The sequence below is a fragment of the Paenibacillus naphthalenovorans genome (assembly GCF_900099895.1).
GTDB classification, from domain to species: domain Bacteria; phylum Bacillota; class Bacilli; order Paenibacillales; family NBRC-103111; genus Paenibacillus_G; species Paenibacillus_G naphthalenovorans.
The window spans coordinates 1-14,573 of the sequence record NZ_FNDY01000037.1 but is presented as its reverse complement, the minus strand read 5'-3'; the positions used below and the strand labels follow the sequence as shown (position 1 = coordinate 14,573).

Sequence of the window (14,573 nt, the reverse complement as noted above, 5' to 3'; positions counted from 1 at the left end):
ACCGGACGTTTTTTTGTTACTGCCGGCTTGCTCTCAGATGAGAGCAAGCAGCCACGCGATCCTGGAGGGGATGAACTCCATTCGGCTGCCGCCGAAAGGGGGAACCTGGGGCAGGGGCGCAGGGACTGCAGCCGTCCGTACACCGGCAGCCTTACTGGCTTTGGAGCCTGTTCTCCCTTTCCCGGCTCTGCTCTTTTTTGTTTTGCTCTGCAGCTTTACCGCCGGCTCGTCGTTTAAAATCAGCTTTCCTTTCTCCCATCGGCTCAATGTACCGATAAACTGCGCGCCGTTCTTCAGAATCACGCACACGGGTTTGCCGTAAAAAGCTTTGCAGACTTTTTCAGAAATAGGATGGATCGGTGTCACGCGAAATCACCTCCGTCGATGCATGCCTATACTTCAGACTATGCGGGCGTTTGTGGCGCCGTCCTAGACGAATGCCTTATGGAATCCGCCCAATTTCAGGAAAAAAAGCCTATGTTGAATCTCACTCCGGTTTTGGTTATGCTATAGGATATTGAGTAACAGATATTTCAAAACACTACATATAGAAAGAATGAGGGAACCATGACGAGTGCTGTGTTTATCATTTTTGGCGCGACCGGGGATTTGGCCCGCCGCAAGTTATTTCCGGCGTTTTACAGCTTATACCGCGAACGGAAGCTGGGCGATGATTTTGCCGTCATTGGATTGGCGCGCCGTTCGCGTTCAAACGAGCAGTTCCGGGACGATGTGCATGAATCCATTAAAGAGTTCGCCCGTTACAACGTAACCAAGGACGAGCAGTGGGATTCGTTCGCCGATCATTTTGAATATATGTCATTGGATATCAATGATGTGGAAGGTTTTCGCCGTCTTCGTGAGTTGACCGACCGTTTAGACGACAAGTTCGGCATCGGGGGCAACCGCCTGTTCTATCTGGCATTGGCGCCTGAGCTGTTCGGCAGCGTCTCGCATCATTTACAGGCAGGCGGATTGCTGGAATCGGGCGGCTGGCACCGCCTTGTCATCGAGAAGCCTTTCGGCTACGACCTGTCGTCGGCGGAGAAGCTGAACGCAGAGATCCGCCAGGTGTTCGAGGAAAAGGATATCTACCGGATCGACCATTACCTTGGCAAGGAAATGGTCCAGAACATCAACGTGGTGCGCTTTGCGAACACTTTTTTTGAGCCGCTGTGGAACAATAAGTACATCTCCAATATTCAAATTACGTTGAGCGAAACCATTGGCGTGGAAGAGCGCGGAGGGTACTACGATCGTTCCGGCGCGCTCCGGGATATGGGGCAAAATCATATGCTTCAGATGCTGGCCATTATGGCGATGGAACCGCCAAGCCGGATGCATCCCGAGGATATCCGGGATGAGAAGGTGAAGGTATTCCGCAGCCTGCGCGGCTTCCAATCGGCGGCGGAGGTGCGCGCGAACACGGTTCGCGGACAATATGTGGCGGGCACGGTCAAAGGGCGGCAGGTGCCCGGCTACCGCGAAGAGGATTCGGTTAATCCGGAATCGACGACCGAGACTTATTTTGCAGCCCGGGTGTTCGTCGATAATTTCCGCTGGGCGGGCGTGCCCTTCTACATCCGTACAGGCAAGAGACTTCCAGTCAAAACGACGGAAGTGGTTGTCGAGTTCAAGAATGTGCCGAACAGCGTATACTTGTCCCGTAAGCACAAGCTGGAACCCAATCTGCTGGTGTTCCGCGTAAATCCGCTTGAAGGCATCTATTTCAAAGTGAATGCGAAGCAGCCGGGTTCGGAAGGTGCGATTATTCCTGTAGCCATGGATTTCTGCCAGAGCTGCGAGGTGGGCCTGAATACGCCCGAGGCTTATGAGCGGCTTCTGTACGATGCGGCGCGCGGAGATTCGACCTATTTCACACGGTGGGACGAAGTGGCGCTTGCCTGGAAGTACGTGGATAAGATCGCTTCGGCTTGGGGAGAACGTACGGAAGACCTGCACTTGTATCCGGCCGGAACGTGGGGTCCCGAGCGCGGACAACAGCTCGTGGCGGAGGATGGCTTCCGCTGGTGGCCGGTGAACGGACAGGATGAAGGCGAAGTCGAATGGGTAACGACGCAGCGTTAAGCTGCAGGTTGATAAAAATGAAGAGCAAAACCGGGCGAGCCTGGTTTTGCTCTTGTTATTTTTATGGGTGGACAGGATTCGACTTCTTTTTTTTGGACCGGGAAATATGTTATGATGGAGAGTAAGCTGTTGCGCAACACAGGGGGATTCTTGCCATGTCAAGACGCAGTTTTATACGTTGGATGATCGCTTTGCTCTTTATGATCGGTGCGGCGACTACGGCACTCGTGAAGCTGCTCCAGAAAGCGATTGATTCGCAGCGCCCTCCGACTCAGCCCGTTACGCTGCAAAAGGCGGCGAGTGTATTGGAGCCCGATGCTATGCTTCCGGAAAGCGATCCTGACGCTGCGCAGTTTTCTTATATGATTTTGAGCGATCTGCACATTTCAACGGAGGTCCCAAGCACCATAAAGAAGCTGAAAGACGCGATAGAGGATATGAAGCAGTTCGGCATGCCTGTGGAGGCTGTTGTAATTACAGGTGATTTGACGGAATATGGTATGGAAAAGGAATATCAGGAGCTGCGCAAGATTCTGTCGGCCTATCCGCTGCCTACGGTGTATGCGAACATGGGCAACCATGATTACTACGACATTTGGATTGACCGCAAAGGGGCGTTCAATCCGGCTACGATGCCTAACGGCAAGACGGATTGGCAATCCCGCGAGCGGTTTCAGAAGTTTTTCGGCTTGCAGAAGCCGTACCACGACGATTGGGTAAAGGGTCACCATCTGATCTTGCTTTCGCAGGAAACCTATGTTCAGGAAAAACCGGAGGTCGGCGAAGGCGCGTGGTACTCCGACGAGCAGCTGGCCTGGCTGGAGCAGCGGCTGGCTGAGCATAAGGACGGCAAGCCGGTCTTCATCATGACTCATCAGCCGCTGCCGCCGGCAGGCCAGGACGGCCGTTCGCATCAATTGATTCGTGCGAACAAATTCCGCGAGCTGGTGAAGCCCTACAAGAATGTGTTCGTTTTTTGCGGACATCGTCATCACGATTTTCAAGGTACGGGGGAGCATTACGTTCAAGAAGGCTTTCACTACTTTCATAATTCCTCCGTCGGCCGTGTGCTGAATAAAAGCTATCAGCATGTCGACAAGGAGAAGTCGCAAGGACTGTACGTGCAGGTGTATAAAGACCGAGTGAGACTGCGCGGCAGGGAGTTCAGCAACCGCACTTGGATCAAGGAAGCGGACTGGACGGTGAAGCTGGTTTAAAAGGGCAGGTTGAAACTGACGAAATGACAAGGAAGGAACTGGAATAGATCATGAGTATCGGCACAACCGGTAAATTGCAAGAAGAGGTACAAAAACGCCGCACGTTCGCCATTATATCTCACCCTGACGCGGGGAAAACGACGCTGACCGAAAAGCTGCTGCTGTTCGGAGGAGCCATCCGGCTGGCCGGTACGGTAAAAGGGCGAAAAGCGAACCGTCACGCGACAAGCGACTGGATGGAAATCGAGAAACAGAGAGGAATTTCGGTTACCTCCAGTGTCATGCAGTTCGATTATAACGGCCATCGGGTGAATATTCTCGATACGCCTGGTCACCAGGATTTTAGCGAGGATACGTACCGCACCTTAACCGCGGCTGATAGCGCAGTCATGCTGATTGACTCGGCCAAAGGGGTCGAGGCCCAGACGAAGAAGCTGTTCCAGGTATGCCGCCAGCGGGGCATTCCGATTTTTACCTTTATCAACAAATTGGACCGCGAGGGACAAAATCCGTTCGACTTGCTTGAAGAGCTGGAGCAGGTGCTCGGCATCCGCTCGTATCCGATGAACTGGCCGATCGGCATGGGCAAGCAGTTTTGCGGCGTGTATGACCGGAAGCTGACCCAGGTGGAGCTGTTTCAGGGCGACGACCATAAAGAAATCAGCGTGCGCAAGGTAAGCGGATATGATGACCCGGTCGTAAAAGAAATTGCGGGAGAGTATTTCTATGATCAGCTCGTACAGGATTTGGAGCTGCTCGATGTGGCCGGTGACGAATTCGATTACGAAAAAATCCGTGCGGGCGAGCTGACGCCTGTGTTCTTCGGCAGCGCGATCAACAATTTCGGCGTGCAAACCTTCCTTGAGAACTTCCTGCAGCTCGCGCCTTCGCCAACACCGCGCAAAAGCACGGCAGGCTTGGTTGATCCGCTTAATGAGAAATTTTCCGGATATATTTTTAAAATTCAGGCCAATATGAACCCGGCACACCGTGACCGGATCGCTTTCCTGCGGATTTGCTCCGGCAAATTCGAACGCGGCATGTCGGTGAAGCACGTGCGTGTAGGTAAAGATATCAAGCTGGCGCAGCCGCAGCAGTTTTTGGCGCAGGACCGCGATATTGTGGAAGACGCCTATCCTGGTGACATTATCGGACTGTTTGACCCGGGCATCTTCCGCATAGGAGATACCCTATGTCAAGGCGGGGGGCTGGAGTTTGACGAGCTGCCGACCTTCTCGCCGGAGCTGTTCTCCAAGGTGACGGTAAAAAATGCGCTCAAGCATAAGCAGTTTCAGAAAGGCGTCGATCAGCTGACGGAGGAAGGCACGATCCAGGTGTTCAAAACGATCGGATTCGAGGACATGATTCTGGGTGTCGTCGGTCAGCTTCAGTTTGAAGTGTTCGAGTACCGCATGAAGGCGGAGTACGGGGTTGAGGTGCAGCTTTCGCGGATGAGCTATCAGTTTGCCCGCTGGCTTGTCGGAGACGAGATCGACCCTGGGAAATTCCGGATCAATTCGCAGCTGGTGAAAGACAAGAAGGAGAACTACGTGGCCTTGTTCGAGAACGAATATGCGCTGCGCACGGCGATGGAGAAAAACCCGAATCTCAAGTTTTTGGAGATGGCCCCCTAACGCTTCAATCCATAAGCCCCTTTTTCGGTCGGTTAGACCGGAAGAGGGGCTTGCCGTTTTCCGTCAGGCGCTATGAGCTGATCTTTACTTTGGTTAGGCTGCTGCCTTTATCCAATGGATGCCTGAGGGCATACAATATGTTGGGTTCAGGAGTCTGCTTCCGTCGGGCCGACCGGGCTCTTCGGCTAAGGAAAAGAAAGGTGGATGACATGGGCAAACGGAATAACCAGAGATACATTGTAAGCAAATGGGCCAAAACCAAGGCGCTGCTGCCTAATCGTTCCATTGCTAAACATATTCCCGATACGAGAGTGATAACGCGAAACTCTCTTCAGGATATGCTGTATCAATACGGAATGGTGTATGTTAAACCGGACAACGGGACTTATGGAAACGGCGTCATGCGCGTAGAACGAGAATCGGGTCCGGGCGGAATCCGGTACCGTTATCAAGCGGGAACGAGGGTCAGAACGTTTAACAGCTACGAGGCAATGTACAATTCCATCAAAAAGCTGATAGGAAAACGGAAATATCTGATTCAAAAAGGGATTCATCTGCTGAAATACAACAACCGGCGCTTCGACCTGCGGGTCATGGTTCAACAAAGTCCATCCAAACGCTGGGTGACAACGGGAATCATCGGCCGGGTAGCGGCTAAGCGCAAGGTGGTGACCAACGTGCATAACGGAGGCACGCTTCTGCCATTCGAAACGCTCCTGAAGGGGCATACGGGATCTGCGAGGCGCAGGGGGTTATTCCAGGGCTTGAAGCGGCTCGGTCTCTCAGTGGCCGAGCAAATGAAGACGAGATATGCGGGGATTAAGGAGCTGGGGCTCGACGTGGCGTTGGATCGGAAGCTTTATCCCTGGATTCTGGAGGTAAATACGGCCCCGGATCCGTTCATTTTCAAGAAGCTCAAGGACAAACGGATATACAGAAGAATATATCACTACTCGAAAGCATACGGACGGCTCTAAAGGGTCGTCTTTTTTTTGTTTTTCAGGCGGGCGGAGTCACAGAGGGTTGACAGGAAGTTTATACCAAGAGATAATGAACGCGTGTACATTTTATATATGGTATAGGCTGGAGGAGGTGGCTGGAATCGTAACCCGAAAGGAAGTCGCGGCGTTGGCGGGAGTATCCGAAGCGACGGTTTCCCGTGTGCTTAACGGCGTTGGCCCGATGAAGGAGGAAACGAAGCAGAGAGTGCTCCTAGCGGCCAGGGAGCTTAACTACCATCCGAACGCGATTGCCCAGAGCTTTGCCCGCCGCCGAAGCGGGAATCTGGGTGTGGTCCTTCCTTATGTACCGAAGGTCCATATTTTTTCTACCTATTATTTCTCCGAAGTTTTAAGCGGGATCGGAGCGCAGGTCAAGGAGTCTGGGTATGACATGCTGTTGATGTTCCGGTCGCCGGGAGAAGAAAGCGATTACACCCGAATGTTCCGTTCGCAGAAAGTGGATGCCTGCATCATTCTGGGGGCCATGGATACGCCTGGCGAACGGGCGGAGCTCAAGAAATTGGAAGAGGGCGGGTTCCCGTTCTGCCTGGTCAACCAGCATTATGCCGGGGAACGTTATAATGAGGTCGATGCCGATCACGAGACGGGGAGCTATCTCGCCGTTCGTCATCTGCTGGATTCGGGGTACCGCGGGATTGCTATGCTCAACGGGCCGCCGCCCTTCTCCAACAGCGGCGACCGGCTGCGCGGGTATGCCAGAGCGCTGCGGGAAGCGGGGCTTCTGGAGCCCGGCACAGAAGCGGGGGTCCGCGACGGCATTCCGCCGCATTGGTATTATGAGGGCAATTACAGCCGCACCAGCGGGTATAAGGCGGCGGCAGAAATATACCGTCATCTCGGCCGGATCGATGCGATATTCGTTTCGAACGACCGGATGGCGGTAGGCCTCATGCAGGGGTTGCGGGAGTTGGGATGCATACCGGGCAAAGATCTTGCCGTCATTGGTTATGACGATTCCGATGCCGCCCGTATGACGGATCCGCCGCTCACCAGCGTAGCTGTACCGTTCTATGAGATGGGACGGCTTGCGGCGAAAAACCTGCTGCTTCGCTCGGCAGGGGGACCGGAGGCAGATGCCGGCTTGGATGCCTTTCAGCTGAAGCTGGAGACGAAGCTCATTATTCGTCAATCCTGCAGGAAAAAATCTTAAGCTGCCAAGAAGAGAATCAGCACTTATGGAGGAGGCGGAATTCAGAATGAAGCAGGTTCGAGTGGGGATGGTCGGTTACAAATTTATGGGCAAGGCACACAGCCATGCCTATCGTGATTTGCCGATGTTTTTTCCGAAGACGGCCAAACCGGTGATGAAGGCGATCTGCGGCCGTGACGCTGACGGGGTAGCGCAGGCGGCGGAGCAGTTTGGCTGGGAAAGCTATACGACCGATTGGCGGGAGCTCGTAAAGCGGGACGATATCGACCTGATCGATATCAACGCACCCAGCGATGCGCACAAAGCCATTGCGCTTGCCGCCGCGGCCGGCGGCAAGCATGTGTTCTGCGAGAAGCCGCTGGCGCTGACGCTCAAGGATTCCCGCGAAATGCTGCAGGCGGTCGAGGCGGCGGGCGTGAAGCATATGATCGGCTTCAACTATCGATTCGCTCCGGCGGTGCAGCTGGCCAAAAAGCTGATTCAGGAAGGGCGGCTCGGGCATATTTATCATTTCCGCGCCTGGTTTTTGCAGGATTGGATCGTAGATCCCGATTTCCCGCTCGTATGGAGGCTGCAAAAGGAGGTTGCCGGTTCCGGCTCACACGGCGATTTGGGTGCGCATTTGATTGATTTGGCGCATTTTCTTGTCGGTGAAATGAAGGAAGTGATCGGCATGAGCGAGACCTTCATCCGGGAACGTCCGCTGCCGAGCACGATGACCGGGCTCAGCGCCAAGGGCGGCAGGGATGCTCCCCGCGGTCCGGTAACGGTGGATGACGCGACGCTGTTCCTTGCCCGTTTTGCCGGCGGCGCGCTCGCAAGCTTCGAGGCAACGCGCTTTGCCCCGGGGCACCGCTGCACCAACGCGTTTGAGATCAACGGCAGCAAGGGCAGCGTGAAGTTTGATTTCGAACGGATGAATGAGCTGCAGGTCTATTTTACCAAAGACGCGGAGGATGTTCAGGGCTTCCGGCGGGTGCTGGCGACTGATCCTTCCCACGCCTACTCCGAAGCCTGGTGGCCGCCGGGCCATACGATCGGTTACGAGCACACGTTCATTCATGAAACGGTTGAGCTGATGCAGGCGCTTGCGGAGGACCGCCAGCCGGTTCCGAATTTTCATGACGGCGTCAAATGCCAGCAGGTGCTCGAAGCGGTCGATTTATCCATTGCAGAGCACCGGTGGGTTCAAGTAGACGAAGTATGACGAAGGAGTGACGGCCATGAAACAAGCGTTGATCGTATGGGGCGGATGGCCCGGTCATCAGCCGGAGCAGGTGGCGGCTATTTTTCGGGGCATCCTGGAGGGCAGCGGCTATGAGGTCGAAGTATCCGATAAGCTGGAAGCTTTCGCCGATGTGCAAAAGCTCATGGCGCTGGACCTGATCGTGCCCGTATGGACGATGGGCGAAATCGGCGAAGAGCTGGTTAAGAACGTTTCGGCGGCGGTTCAAAGCGGCGTAGGGATCGCCGGATGCCATGGCGGCATGTGCGATTCATTCCGTAAGAGCGTGCACTGGCAGTTTATGACCGGAGGCAACTGGGTTTCTCATCCGGGCGGCGACGGCGTGGAATATACGGTCAACATCAAAAACAGTTCGAGCCCGCTGCTCGAAGGGATCGACGATTTTACGGTCAAGAGCGAGCAGTACTACCTCCACGTCGATCCGGCGGTGGAAGTGCTGGCTACGACACGTTTTCCGGTGGTGCCGGGGCCTCATTCGCTGAACAAAGCGGTCGATATGCCTGTGGTTTGGACAAAACGCTGGGGGGTAGGCCGGGTATTCTACTGCTCTCTTGGGCATCAAGCCGATATCGTGGAGATGCCTCCTGTGAAAGAAATGATGCGCAGGGGACTTCTTTGGGCGGCTGAAGGCAAAGGGCTGGCCGCCTATCAAACGGGCGTGGCCGGAGAGAATTTATTCTAGCATCGCGTCTCTGGAGGGACATTTCCTATGCAAAAGCTGAAAGTGGGCATGATCGGCTGCGGTAAAATTAGCAGCATTTATTTTCAAAATTGCAAAGCGTATCCCGTCCTGGAGGTAGCCGCCTGCGCGGATTTGAATGTGGCGCGCGCCCGGGCAAGCGCTGAAGAACACGGCGTACCCAAGGCGTGTTCGGTATCCGAGCTGCTGGCAGATGCGGAAATCGATATCGTGATTAATTTGACGATCCCCGCCGCGCATGCGGAAGTGTGCCTTCAGGCACTGGACGCCGGAAAGCATGTGTATGTGGAGAAACCGCTCGCCGTTACGCGGGAGGAGGGCCAAGCGATTCTGGCCAAAGCCAAGGAGAAGGGCAGGCTGATCGGCAGTGCGCCGGATACCTTCCTTGGAGGCGGCATTCAAACCTGCATCAAGCTGCTTGATGACGGATGGATCGGCACGCCCGTAGCGGCCTCGGCGTTTATGATCGGCCGCGGCCATGAGCATTGGCATCCCGATCCGGAGTTTTACTATGCCAAGGGCGGCGGACCGATGTTTGATATGGGGCCCTACTACTTGACGGCGCTGGTCGCCATGCTGGGGCCGATCCGCAGAGTGACGGGCTCTACGCGAATCTCCTATCCTGAGCGGACGATCACAAGCCAACCCAAATTCGGCCAAACGGTAAAGGTGGAGACGCCGACGCATGTGGCCGGGGTGATGGATTTTCACAGCGGCGTGATCGGAACGATCACCACCTCGTTCGACGCGTTCGGCGGAGCGCAGGTTCCGCGGATTGAAATCTATGGAAGCCAGGGTACGCTCAGCGTTCCCGATCCGAACACCTTCGGCGGCCCCATTCGTATAAAACGCCACGATCATAAGGACTGGAGCGAGATTCCGCTCATGCACGGCTATACGGAGAACAGCCGCGGTCTGGGTGTGCTGGACATGGCATATGCCGTGATCAACGGCCGTGCGAACCGCGCCGGCGGCGAGCTCGCGTATCATGTGCTCGAAGCCATGCACGGGTTCCATGATGCGGCTGATGAAGGCAAGCATTATATCATGCAGAGCCGTTGTGAACGGCCGGTCCCGATGCCGCTCGGTCCCGTTCACGGGATATTGGACTAACTCATGACAAAGCGTGCAGAGTGGAGTCATTCTGCACGCTTTTGTGTTCCTTTATGCGGTGGGAGAAGCATGGCTTAGATGTTCTTTTAACGTATGGACCATCTGGTTTTGTTCATCGGCGCTGCTGTTTTTCCAGATCATTTCGAACAGCACGCCAAGCCCGGGCAGCACACGCTCCTCGCCGTCAATCGAATCCTCAATGACACCCTTCAGGTCATCGTCATTTTTGCCATGCACACGCTGAATAATGGCTTGTCTCAAACTCAAGTTCATCGGATGTTCCTCGCTTTTCGTCTTTTTCCATTTATTAATATGTACACCCGTGCGTCAAATCATGCTTGGGCCGCCGCAGTTTTGATGGAGGCTGCTTCGTTTTGATATAATAAAACAAAGCGAAGGGAGATGCGTCCTCATGGCAATGAAAAAGCAATTCGCCGTGATCGGCATGGGGCGGTTCGGCTCCAGCGTTGCCAAAACTTTATCGAGTCTCGGGTATGAAGTACTTGCCATTGACCAGAGTGAGCAGAGGGTTCAGGAAGTTTCCAATATCGTTACCCACGTCGTACAGGCGGATTCAACGGATGAAGAGGCGGTCCGCGCGCTCGGCTTGCGGAATTTCGACGTCGTGGTGGTGGCTATCGGACAAGACATACAGTCGAGTATTCTGACAACCATTATTTTGAAAGAAATCGGCGTACCTATGGTCGTTGTGAAGGCGCAGACCGAGCTGCAGGGTAAAGTGCTGAAGAAAATCGGAGCGGACAAGGTGATTTATCCCGAGAGGGACATGGGCCAACGGGTCGCGCATCATTTGATTTCAGCCAATATTCTGGATTACATCGAGCTTTCCGAGGATTACAGCATTGCCGAGATTCAGGCCAGCCGGCAGATGATCGGACAAAATCTGAGACAGCTGGATATCCGGGCCCGGTACGGCTGCAACGTTATAGGTATCAAAACGGGAGAAAAAATCAATATTGCCCCGAAAGCCGAGGATACGGTTAAAGCCCATGATATTCTTATCGTAGTGGGAAGTAATACGGATTTGCAGCGATTTGAGAAGACTTTTGAGGAATAGGTGAACAGGTAGTGGATATCAAGGACCCGTTAGTGAATCGCGGAGCGGAGACGATCATCAGCTCAGTGCAAAATCCAAGGATCAAGCAGTGGACCGAGCTGCAAAGCCGTAAGGGAAGGGAAAAGCAGGGCCGCTTTCTGATTGAGGGTATTCATTTGGTGCAGGAGGCGCTGCGCTCCGATCTGATTCCCGAGGTAGTGGCTTATTCGGATGAGCGGGCCGAAGCCTGTGCCGATCTGCTGCAGGAGGCGGCAGAGCGAGGGGTGGAGCTGGTTCAGGTGACGGAGGCGGTCTTGGCCAAATGCACGGATACCCAAACACCCCAGCCGGTTTTCGCGGTTGTTCCGAAGCTGCCGTGGCGGGCGGCGGATTTGATTTCGGCCAGCGAACAGGACGGACTGGTTGTTGTTATTGACGGCATTCAGGACCCCGGCAACCTGGGCACGATCATCCGCAGCGCCGATGCGGTCGGCGCCTCCGGCGTGCTGCTCGGCAAGGGTACGGTCGATCTATACAACCCGAAGACGGTGCGCTCCACCATGGGATCGCTGTTCCATCTGCCTATTGTACAGGGAGACTTGGCGCAATGGCTGCCGGAAGCAGCCTCCCGCGGTATCCAGGTGGCGGCCACCCGGCTTGAGGATGCGGTCAGTTTCTACGACTATGACTTCCGTCGCCCCACATGGTTTGTGATCGGCAACGAAGGCCAGGGCGTATCCGCAGAGGTGCAGCAGCTTGTACAGCGCCACGTGCGCATTCCGATGCAGGGCCGCGCGGAGTCGCTTAACGCCGCCATGGCGGCAACGGTCGTGCTCTTTGAAGCGATGCGGCAGCGGGGATTTAACAAATAAAAAATTCCCGTCTAACTCCAAGAAAACTGTCGCTGAATAAAAATTAGCTTAGCAACAAGACCAAAGACTGGAAAATGCACGGGTCTTTCCCCAAGCGTTTCTCCAGTCTTTTTCATCCGCCGCGGCGATCAAAAGCAGGAAAAGACAGGGCAAAGGGAGAAGAAACTAAGGGGATCAGGAATGCCATAACCTAAGCAAGACAAGGGTTTAGGGCTTCGACATGGTAAGATATCCGATCTTTTCTCAAGCCATTTCTCAACGCTTTTTCCAAGCCGAATTCCTAATCCCCATCCCCTCACCCCTGCTTTCAGGGACAACAATTATTATCTCGTTTCGTTCACAATTGACCCGGTTTCTTTCCAATTTTCACTCGGTTCAACCTGACATGAAGGGACATGAATTATTTTCCCGAAAATCGGGTTGAAGCCTTGTGGGTCAAGGGATTGGGGCGTGTTGGAAGAGGGCGATTTTTGTGACAGTAATTTTTATTTGATTACAGGGGATTTTCAACAAATAAAAATTCCCGAGTTTCCCACCAAATAACTATCCAGGAATAAAAACAACTGTCCTCCAATTCACCAAAGACTGGAAGCCGGTCGGATATTCCTCCGATCCATCTCCAGTCTTTTTTCGTTTGCCGCGGCGGAAACAATGCAGGAAAAAGCAGGGATCTCCTCGAATACTTTTCTCAAGCATATTTCAGCTAAAACTCAAGCGTGGCAAGGGTTTGAAGGACAGATAGGGATAAGGGATGTAGGGGAGCAGGGAAGGGAAACTCCTATTCCTGTTACCCTGATCCCTCACCCCTAATCCCTGCTCGTCACCCACTAATTTTTATCTCGTTTCGTTCACAATTGAACCAGATAATCCCATTTTATTGGCCCGTTATTTTGCTCCGATTGCCGTTTAATTTTTATCTCGATTTTGACTCGAAAATGCCTCTCATGCCTGGTGGGGCAAGGAGTTGCGGCGATTGGGAGAAAATGGTGGGGGAAGACGGGAATTTTTATTTTCTTACAAAGTAATAGGATTTTGGGGATAGGGAGATAGGGTTTAAGAATCCAAGAGAATTGGAGACAATTCGATGAAGAATGATTACTTTGAAGTGAGCATTTCATTGCATTATGAGGATTTAACCTGGATTGCGAAGCCATTCAAATACTATTTTGATCCTTTGAATACATACTCTGTTTCAGTTGAGCTTGAACAATTTCCAACTCAGATCATCGAACGCATAAAGATTGAATTGAAGAATGAAATGATGAATGGTCGAGAAATATACAAATTCCTAAATGAAATTAAAAAGAAACTGGTGCAGCCAAATGTAGAAGGTGTTGTTCATATACACTTTAAAGCGGTATTTATTAACGGACCCATATATTAATTTAGTTTTTAAAAAACTGTCGAGAATTTATGTAGAGCATGTAGGAGAGTATCCCGCGAATAAACTCATATAGGAGCAAAATAAAGTCGTATTTAAGCCGAGTAGAACCAGGGTTTTGTCCTGATGTTTGCTCGGCTTTTTGTATGTTACCGATCTGCTGCTTGTAAGAAAATGGAGGGCTCTTCTCGAATGTTATATCTAATGGATTAATCGCATTAAGTTTAGGTGTGGAAAGGGTTTGGAGGTTCTCGTGGGAACAGGGATAAGGGTCTTTCTCAAGCTTTGAATCCGGCTTAAACCCATACAAAACGTCCCGTTATCCATTAATTAGTTTCCCCTGAAAAAATCGAATTTTGTAGAGTCAATATGGTTCCTCTAACAATATGTTGGCTCTATCGAAAGCAACTCTCACTATATGTTGTGCCATCTGAAAGTTCAGTTTTTAGAAAACTGAATTTTTCAGGAGACACTAATTAAAGCAGGTTTAGGTCAGGAAATGTCGAATTAGTAGGTATTTCCCACAAAAGCAAATCCCTCAACCGATGAGGAAATCGTCAGGATGGATTTATGGCTTACGGAGAAGAAGCAAAGATCGGACAGTGGTCGCTGGATAAACTGGCCTTCCTTGAACGTTACCTTCCCGCATATTTGAGAGCAACGAAATCCGCACTACATAAATACTATATCGACGGTTTCGCAGGACGTGGAGAATGGGTCAATAAGCGAACAGGTCAAAAAGTTGCTGGATCCGCCGCTATTGCTCTGCAATATGCCCAACAGTTCACGCACTTATTTTTCGTTGAGTTTGATGAAGAACGTGCTGAACACCTCCGCGAATTAATTCGGATTCATAATGCAAGTCATAAGGCAACTGTTTTTGTTGGAGATTGCAATTTGCTTTTAAGTGAAGTCGTTAAAAGGATTCACCCTTCAGCTCCAAGTTTTGTTTTTCTCGATCCATCATCGGATTGGATTGTCAACAGTAAATCAGACAATTTTTTTAAGGGCTTCTTGGCGATACTGAACAGGCGTCATATAGCCTAAGGTTCCATGAATGCGATACTTGTTAAACCAGTTTACGTAATCGTAT

14 protein-coding genes and 1 pseudogene are annotated in these 14,573 nt (G+C 52.5%); 12 read left to right on the top strand and 3 right to left on the bottom strand.

Annotated features, from left to right (window positions below):
- Window positions 1-33: 33 nt before the first annotated feature.
- A complete protein-coding gene (locus BLT35_RS22750) occupies window positions 34-303 on the bottom strand; it encodes a hypothetical protein (protein WP_217634740.1) in 270 nt (89 codons plus the stop codon).
- Between the two features lie 264 nt (window positions 304-567).
- On the opposite strand from BLT35_RS22750, the gene zwf reads away from it, so the two are divergent.
- From zwf to BLT35_RS22710, 8 genes are all read left to right on the top strand, one after another.
- The gene (gene zwf / locus BLT35_RS22745) at window positions 568-2,088 is read left to right on the top strand and encodes a glucose-6-phosphate dehydrogenase (RefSeq protein ID WP_074729825.1); all 1,521 of its coding nucleotides are present in this window, start codon (window positions 568-570) and stop codon (window positions 2,086-2,088) included.
- A gap of 155 nt (window positions 2,089-2,243) precedes the next feature.
- On the top strand, window positions 2,244-3,305 hold the full coding sequence (locus BLT35_RS22740; protein WP_054818863.1) for a metallophosphoesterase family protein: 1,062 nt from the start codon (window positions 2,244-2,246) through the stop codon (window positions 3,303-3,305).
- A 50-nt stretch (window positions 3,306-3,355) separates the two neighbouring features.
- Window positions 3,356-4,939 (top strand): peptide chain release factor 3, encoded by a 1,584-nt coding sequence (locus BLT35_RS22735; protein WP_062409629.1) that lies wholly within the window; start codon window positions 3,356-3,358, stop codon window positions 4,937-4,939.
- Between the two features lie 209 nt (window positions 4,940-5,148).
- Entirely contained in the window at window positions 5,149-5,916 is a 768-nt protein-coding gene (locus BLT35_RS22730) for a YheC/YheD family protein (RefSeq protein ID WP_074729824.1), read from the top strand.
- 124 nt (window positions 5,917-6,040) lie between these two features.
- A complete protein-coding gene (locus BLT35_RS22725) occupies window positions 6,041-7,111 on the top strand; it encodes a LacI family DNA-binding transcriptional regulator (RefSeq protein ID WP_074729842.1) in 1,071 nt (356 codons plus the stop codon).
- A gap of 46 nt (window positions 7,112-7,157) precedes the next feature.
- Window positions 7,158-8,318 (top strand): Gfo/Idh/MocA family protein, encoded by a 1,161-nt coding sequence (locus tag BLT35_RS22720; RefSeq protein ID WP_074729841.1) that lies wholly within the window; start codon window positions 7,158-7,160, stop codon window positions 8,316-8,318.
- A 16-nt stretch (window positions 8,319-8,334) separates the two neighbouring features.
- A complete protein-coding gene (locus tag BLT35_RS22715; RefSeq protein WP_074729823.1) occupies window positions 8,335-9,039 on the top strand; it encodes a ThuA domain-containing protein in 705 nt (234 codons plus the stop codon).
- A 27-nt stretch (window positions 9,040-9,066) separates the two neighbouring features.
- Window positions 9,067-10,170, top strand: a complete 1,104-nt coding sequence (locus tag BLT35_RS22710; RefSeq protein ID WP_074729822.1) for a Gfo/Idh/MocA family protein — start codon at window positions 9,067-9,069, stop codon at window positions 10,168-10,170.
- A gap of 51 nt (window positions 10,171-10,221) precedes the next feature.
- On the opposite strand, the gene sspI is transcribed toward BLT35_RS22710, so the two are convergent.
- The gene (gene sspI / locus BLT35_RS22705; RefSeq protein WP_054818864.1) at window positions 10,222-10,443 is read right to left on the bottom strand and encodes a small acid-soluble spore protein SspI; all 222 of its coding nucleotides are present in this window, start codon (window positions 10,441-10,443) and stop codon (window positions 10,222-10,224) included.
- Window positions 10,444-10,588: 145 nt separating this feature from the next.
- On the opposite strand from sspI, the gene BLT35_RS22700 reads away from it, so the two are divergent.
- The 4 genes and pseudogenes from BLT35_RS22700 to tcmP all read left to right on the top strand — a co-directional run.
- The gene (locus BLT35_RS22700) at window positions 10,589-11,248 is read left to right on the top strand and encodes a potassium channel family protein (RefSeq protein WP_074729840.1); all 660 of its coding nucleotides are present in this window, start codon (window positions 10,589-10,591) and stop codon (window positions 11,246-11,248) included.
- Window positions 11,249-11,259: 11 nt separating this feature from the next.
- Window positions 11,260-12,099, top strand: coding sequence for a TrmH family RNA methyltransferase (locus BLT35_RS22695; protein WP_254777642.1), 840 nt, complete (start codon window positions 11,260-11,262; stop codon window positions 12,097-12,099).
- 1,084 nt (window positions 12,100-13,183) lie between these two features.
- A complete protein-coding gene (locus BLT35_RS22690) occupies window positions 13,184-13,483 on the top strand; it encodes a hypothetical protein (RefSeq protein WP_074729821.1) in 300 nt (99 codons plus the stop codon).
- Between the two features lie 567 nt (window positions 13,484-14,050).
- Window positions 14,051-14,431, top strand: a pseudogene (gene tcmP / locus BLT35_RS22680) (three-Cys-motif partner protein TcmP); the annotation flags it as partial.
- 39 nt (window positions 14,432-14,470) lie between these two features.
- Here tcmP and BLT35_RS27985 read toward each other — a convergent pair.
- Entirely contained in the window at window positions 14,471-14,539 is a 69-nt protein-coding gene (locus BLT35_RS27985; RefSeq protein ID WP_367888811.1) for a hypothetical protein, read from the bottom strand.
- Window positions 14,540-14,573: the final 34 nt, after the last annotated feature.

Bases quoted from the DNA above. Each gene is read 5' to 3' on its own strand.
- BLT35_RS22740 (WP_054818863.1), top strand. From the start codon at position 2,244: ATGTCAAGACGCAGTTTTATACGTTGGATGATCGCTTTGCTCTTTATG.
- BLT35_RS22710 (WP_074729822.1), top strand. From the start codon at position 9,067: ATGCAAAAGCTGAAAGTGGGCATGATCGGCTGCGGTAAAATTAGCAGC.
- BLT35_RS22735 (WP_062409629.1), top strand. From the start codon at position 3,356: ATGAGTATCGGCACAACCGGTAAATTGCAAGAAGAGGTACAAAAACGC.
- BLT35_RS22690 (WP_074729821.1), top strand. From the start codon at position 13,184: ATGAAGAATGATTACTTTGAAGTGAGCATTTCATTGCATTATGAGGAT.
- BLT35_RS22720 (WP_074729841.1), top strand. From the start codon at position 7,158: ATGAAGCAGGTTCGAGTGGGGATGGTCGGTTACAAATTTATGGGCAAG.
- BLT35_RS22700 (WP_074729840.1), top strand. From the start codon at position 10,589: ATGAAAAAGCAATTCGCCGTGATCGGCATGGGGCGGTTCGGCTCCAGC.
- sspI (WP_054818864.1), bottom strand. From the start codon at position 10,443: ATGAACTTGAGTTTGAGACAAGCCATTATTCAGCGTGTGCATGGCAAA.
- zwf (WP_074729825.1), top strand. From the start codon at position 568: ATGACGAGTGCTGTGTTTATCATTTTTGGCGCGACCGGGGATTTGGCC.
- BLT35_RS22715 (WP_074729823.1), top strand. From the start codon at position 8,335: ATGAAACAAGCGTTGATCGTATGGGGCGGATGGCCCGGTCATCAGCCG.
- BLT35_RS22730 (WP_074729824.1), top strand. From the start codon at position 5,149: ATGGGCAAACGGAATAACCAGAGATACATTGTAAGCAAATGGGCCAAA.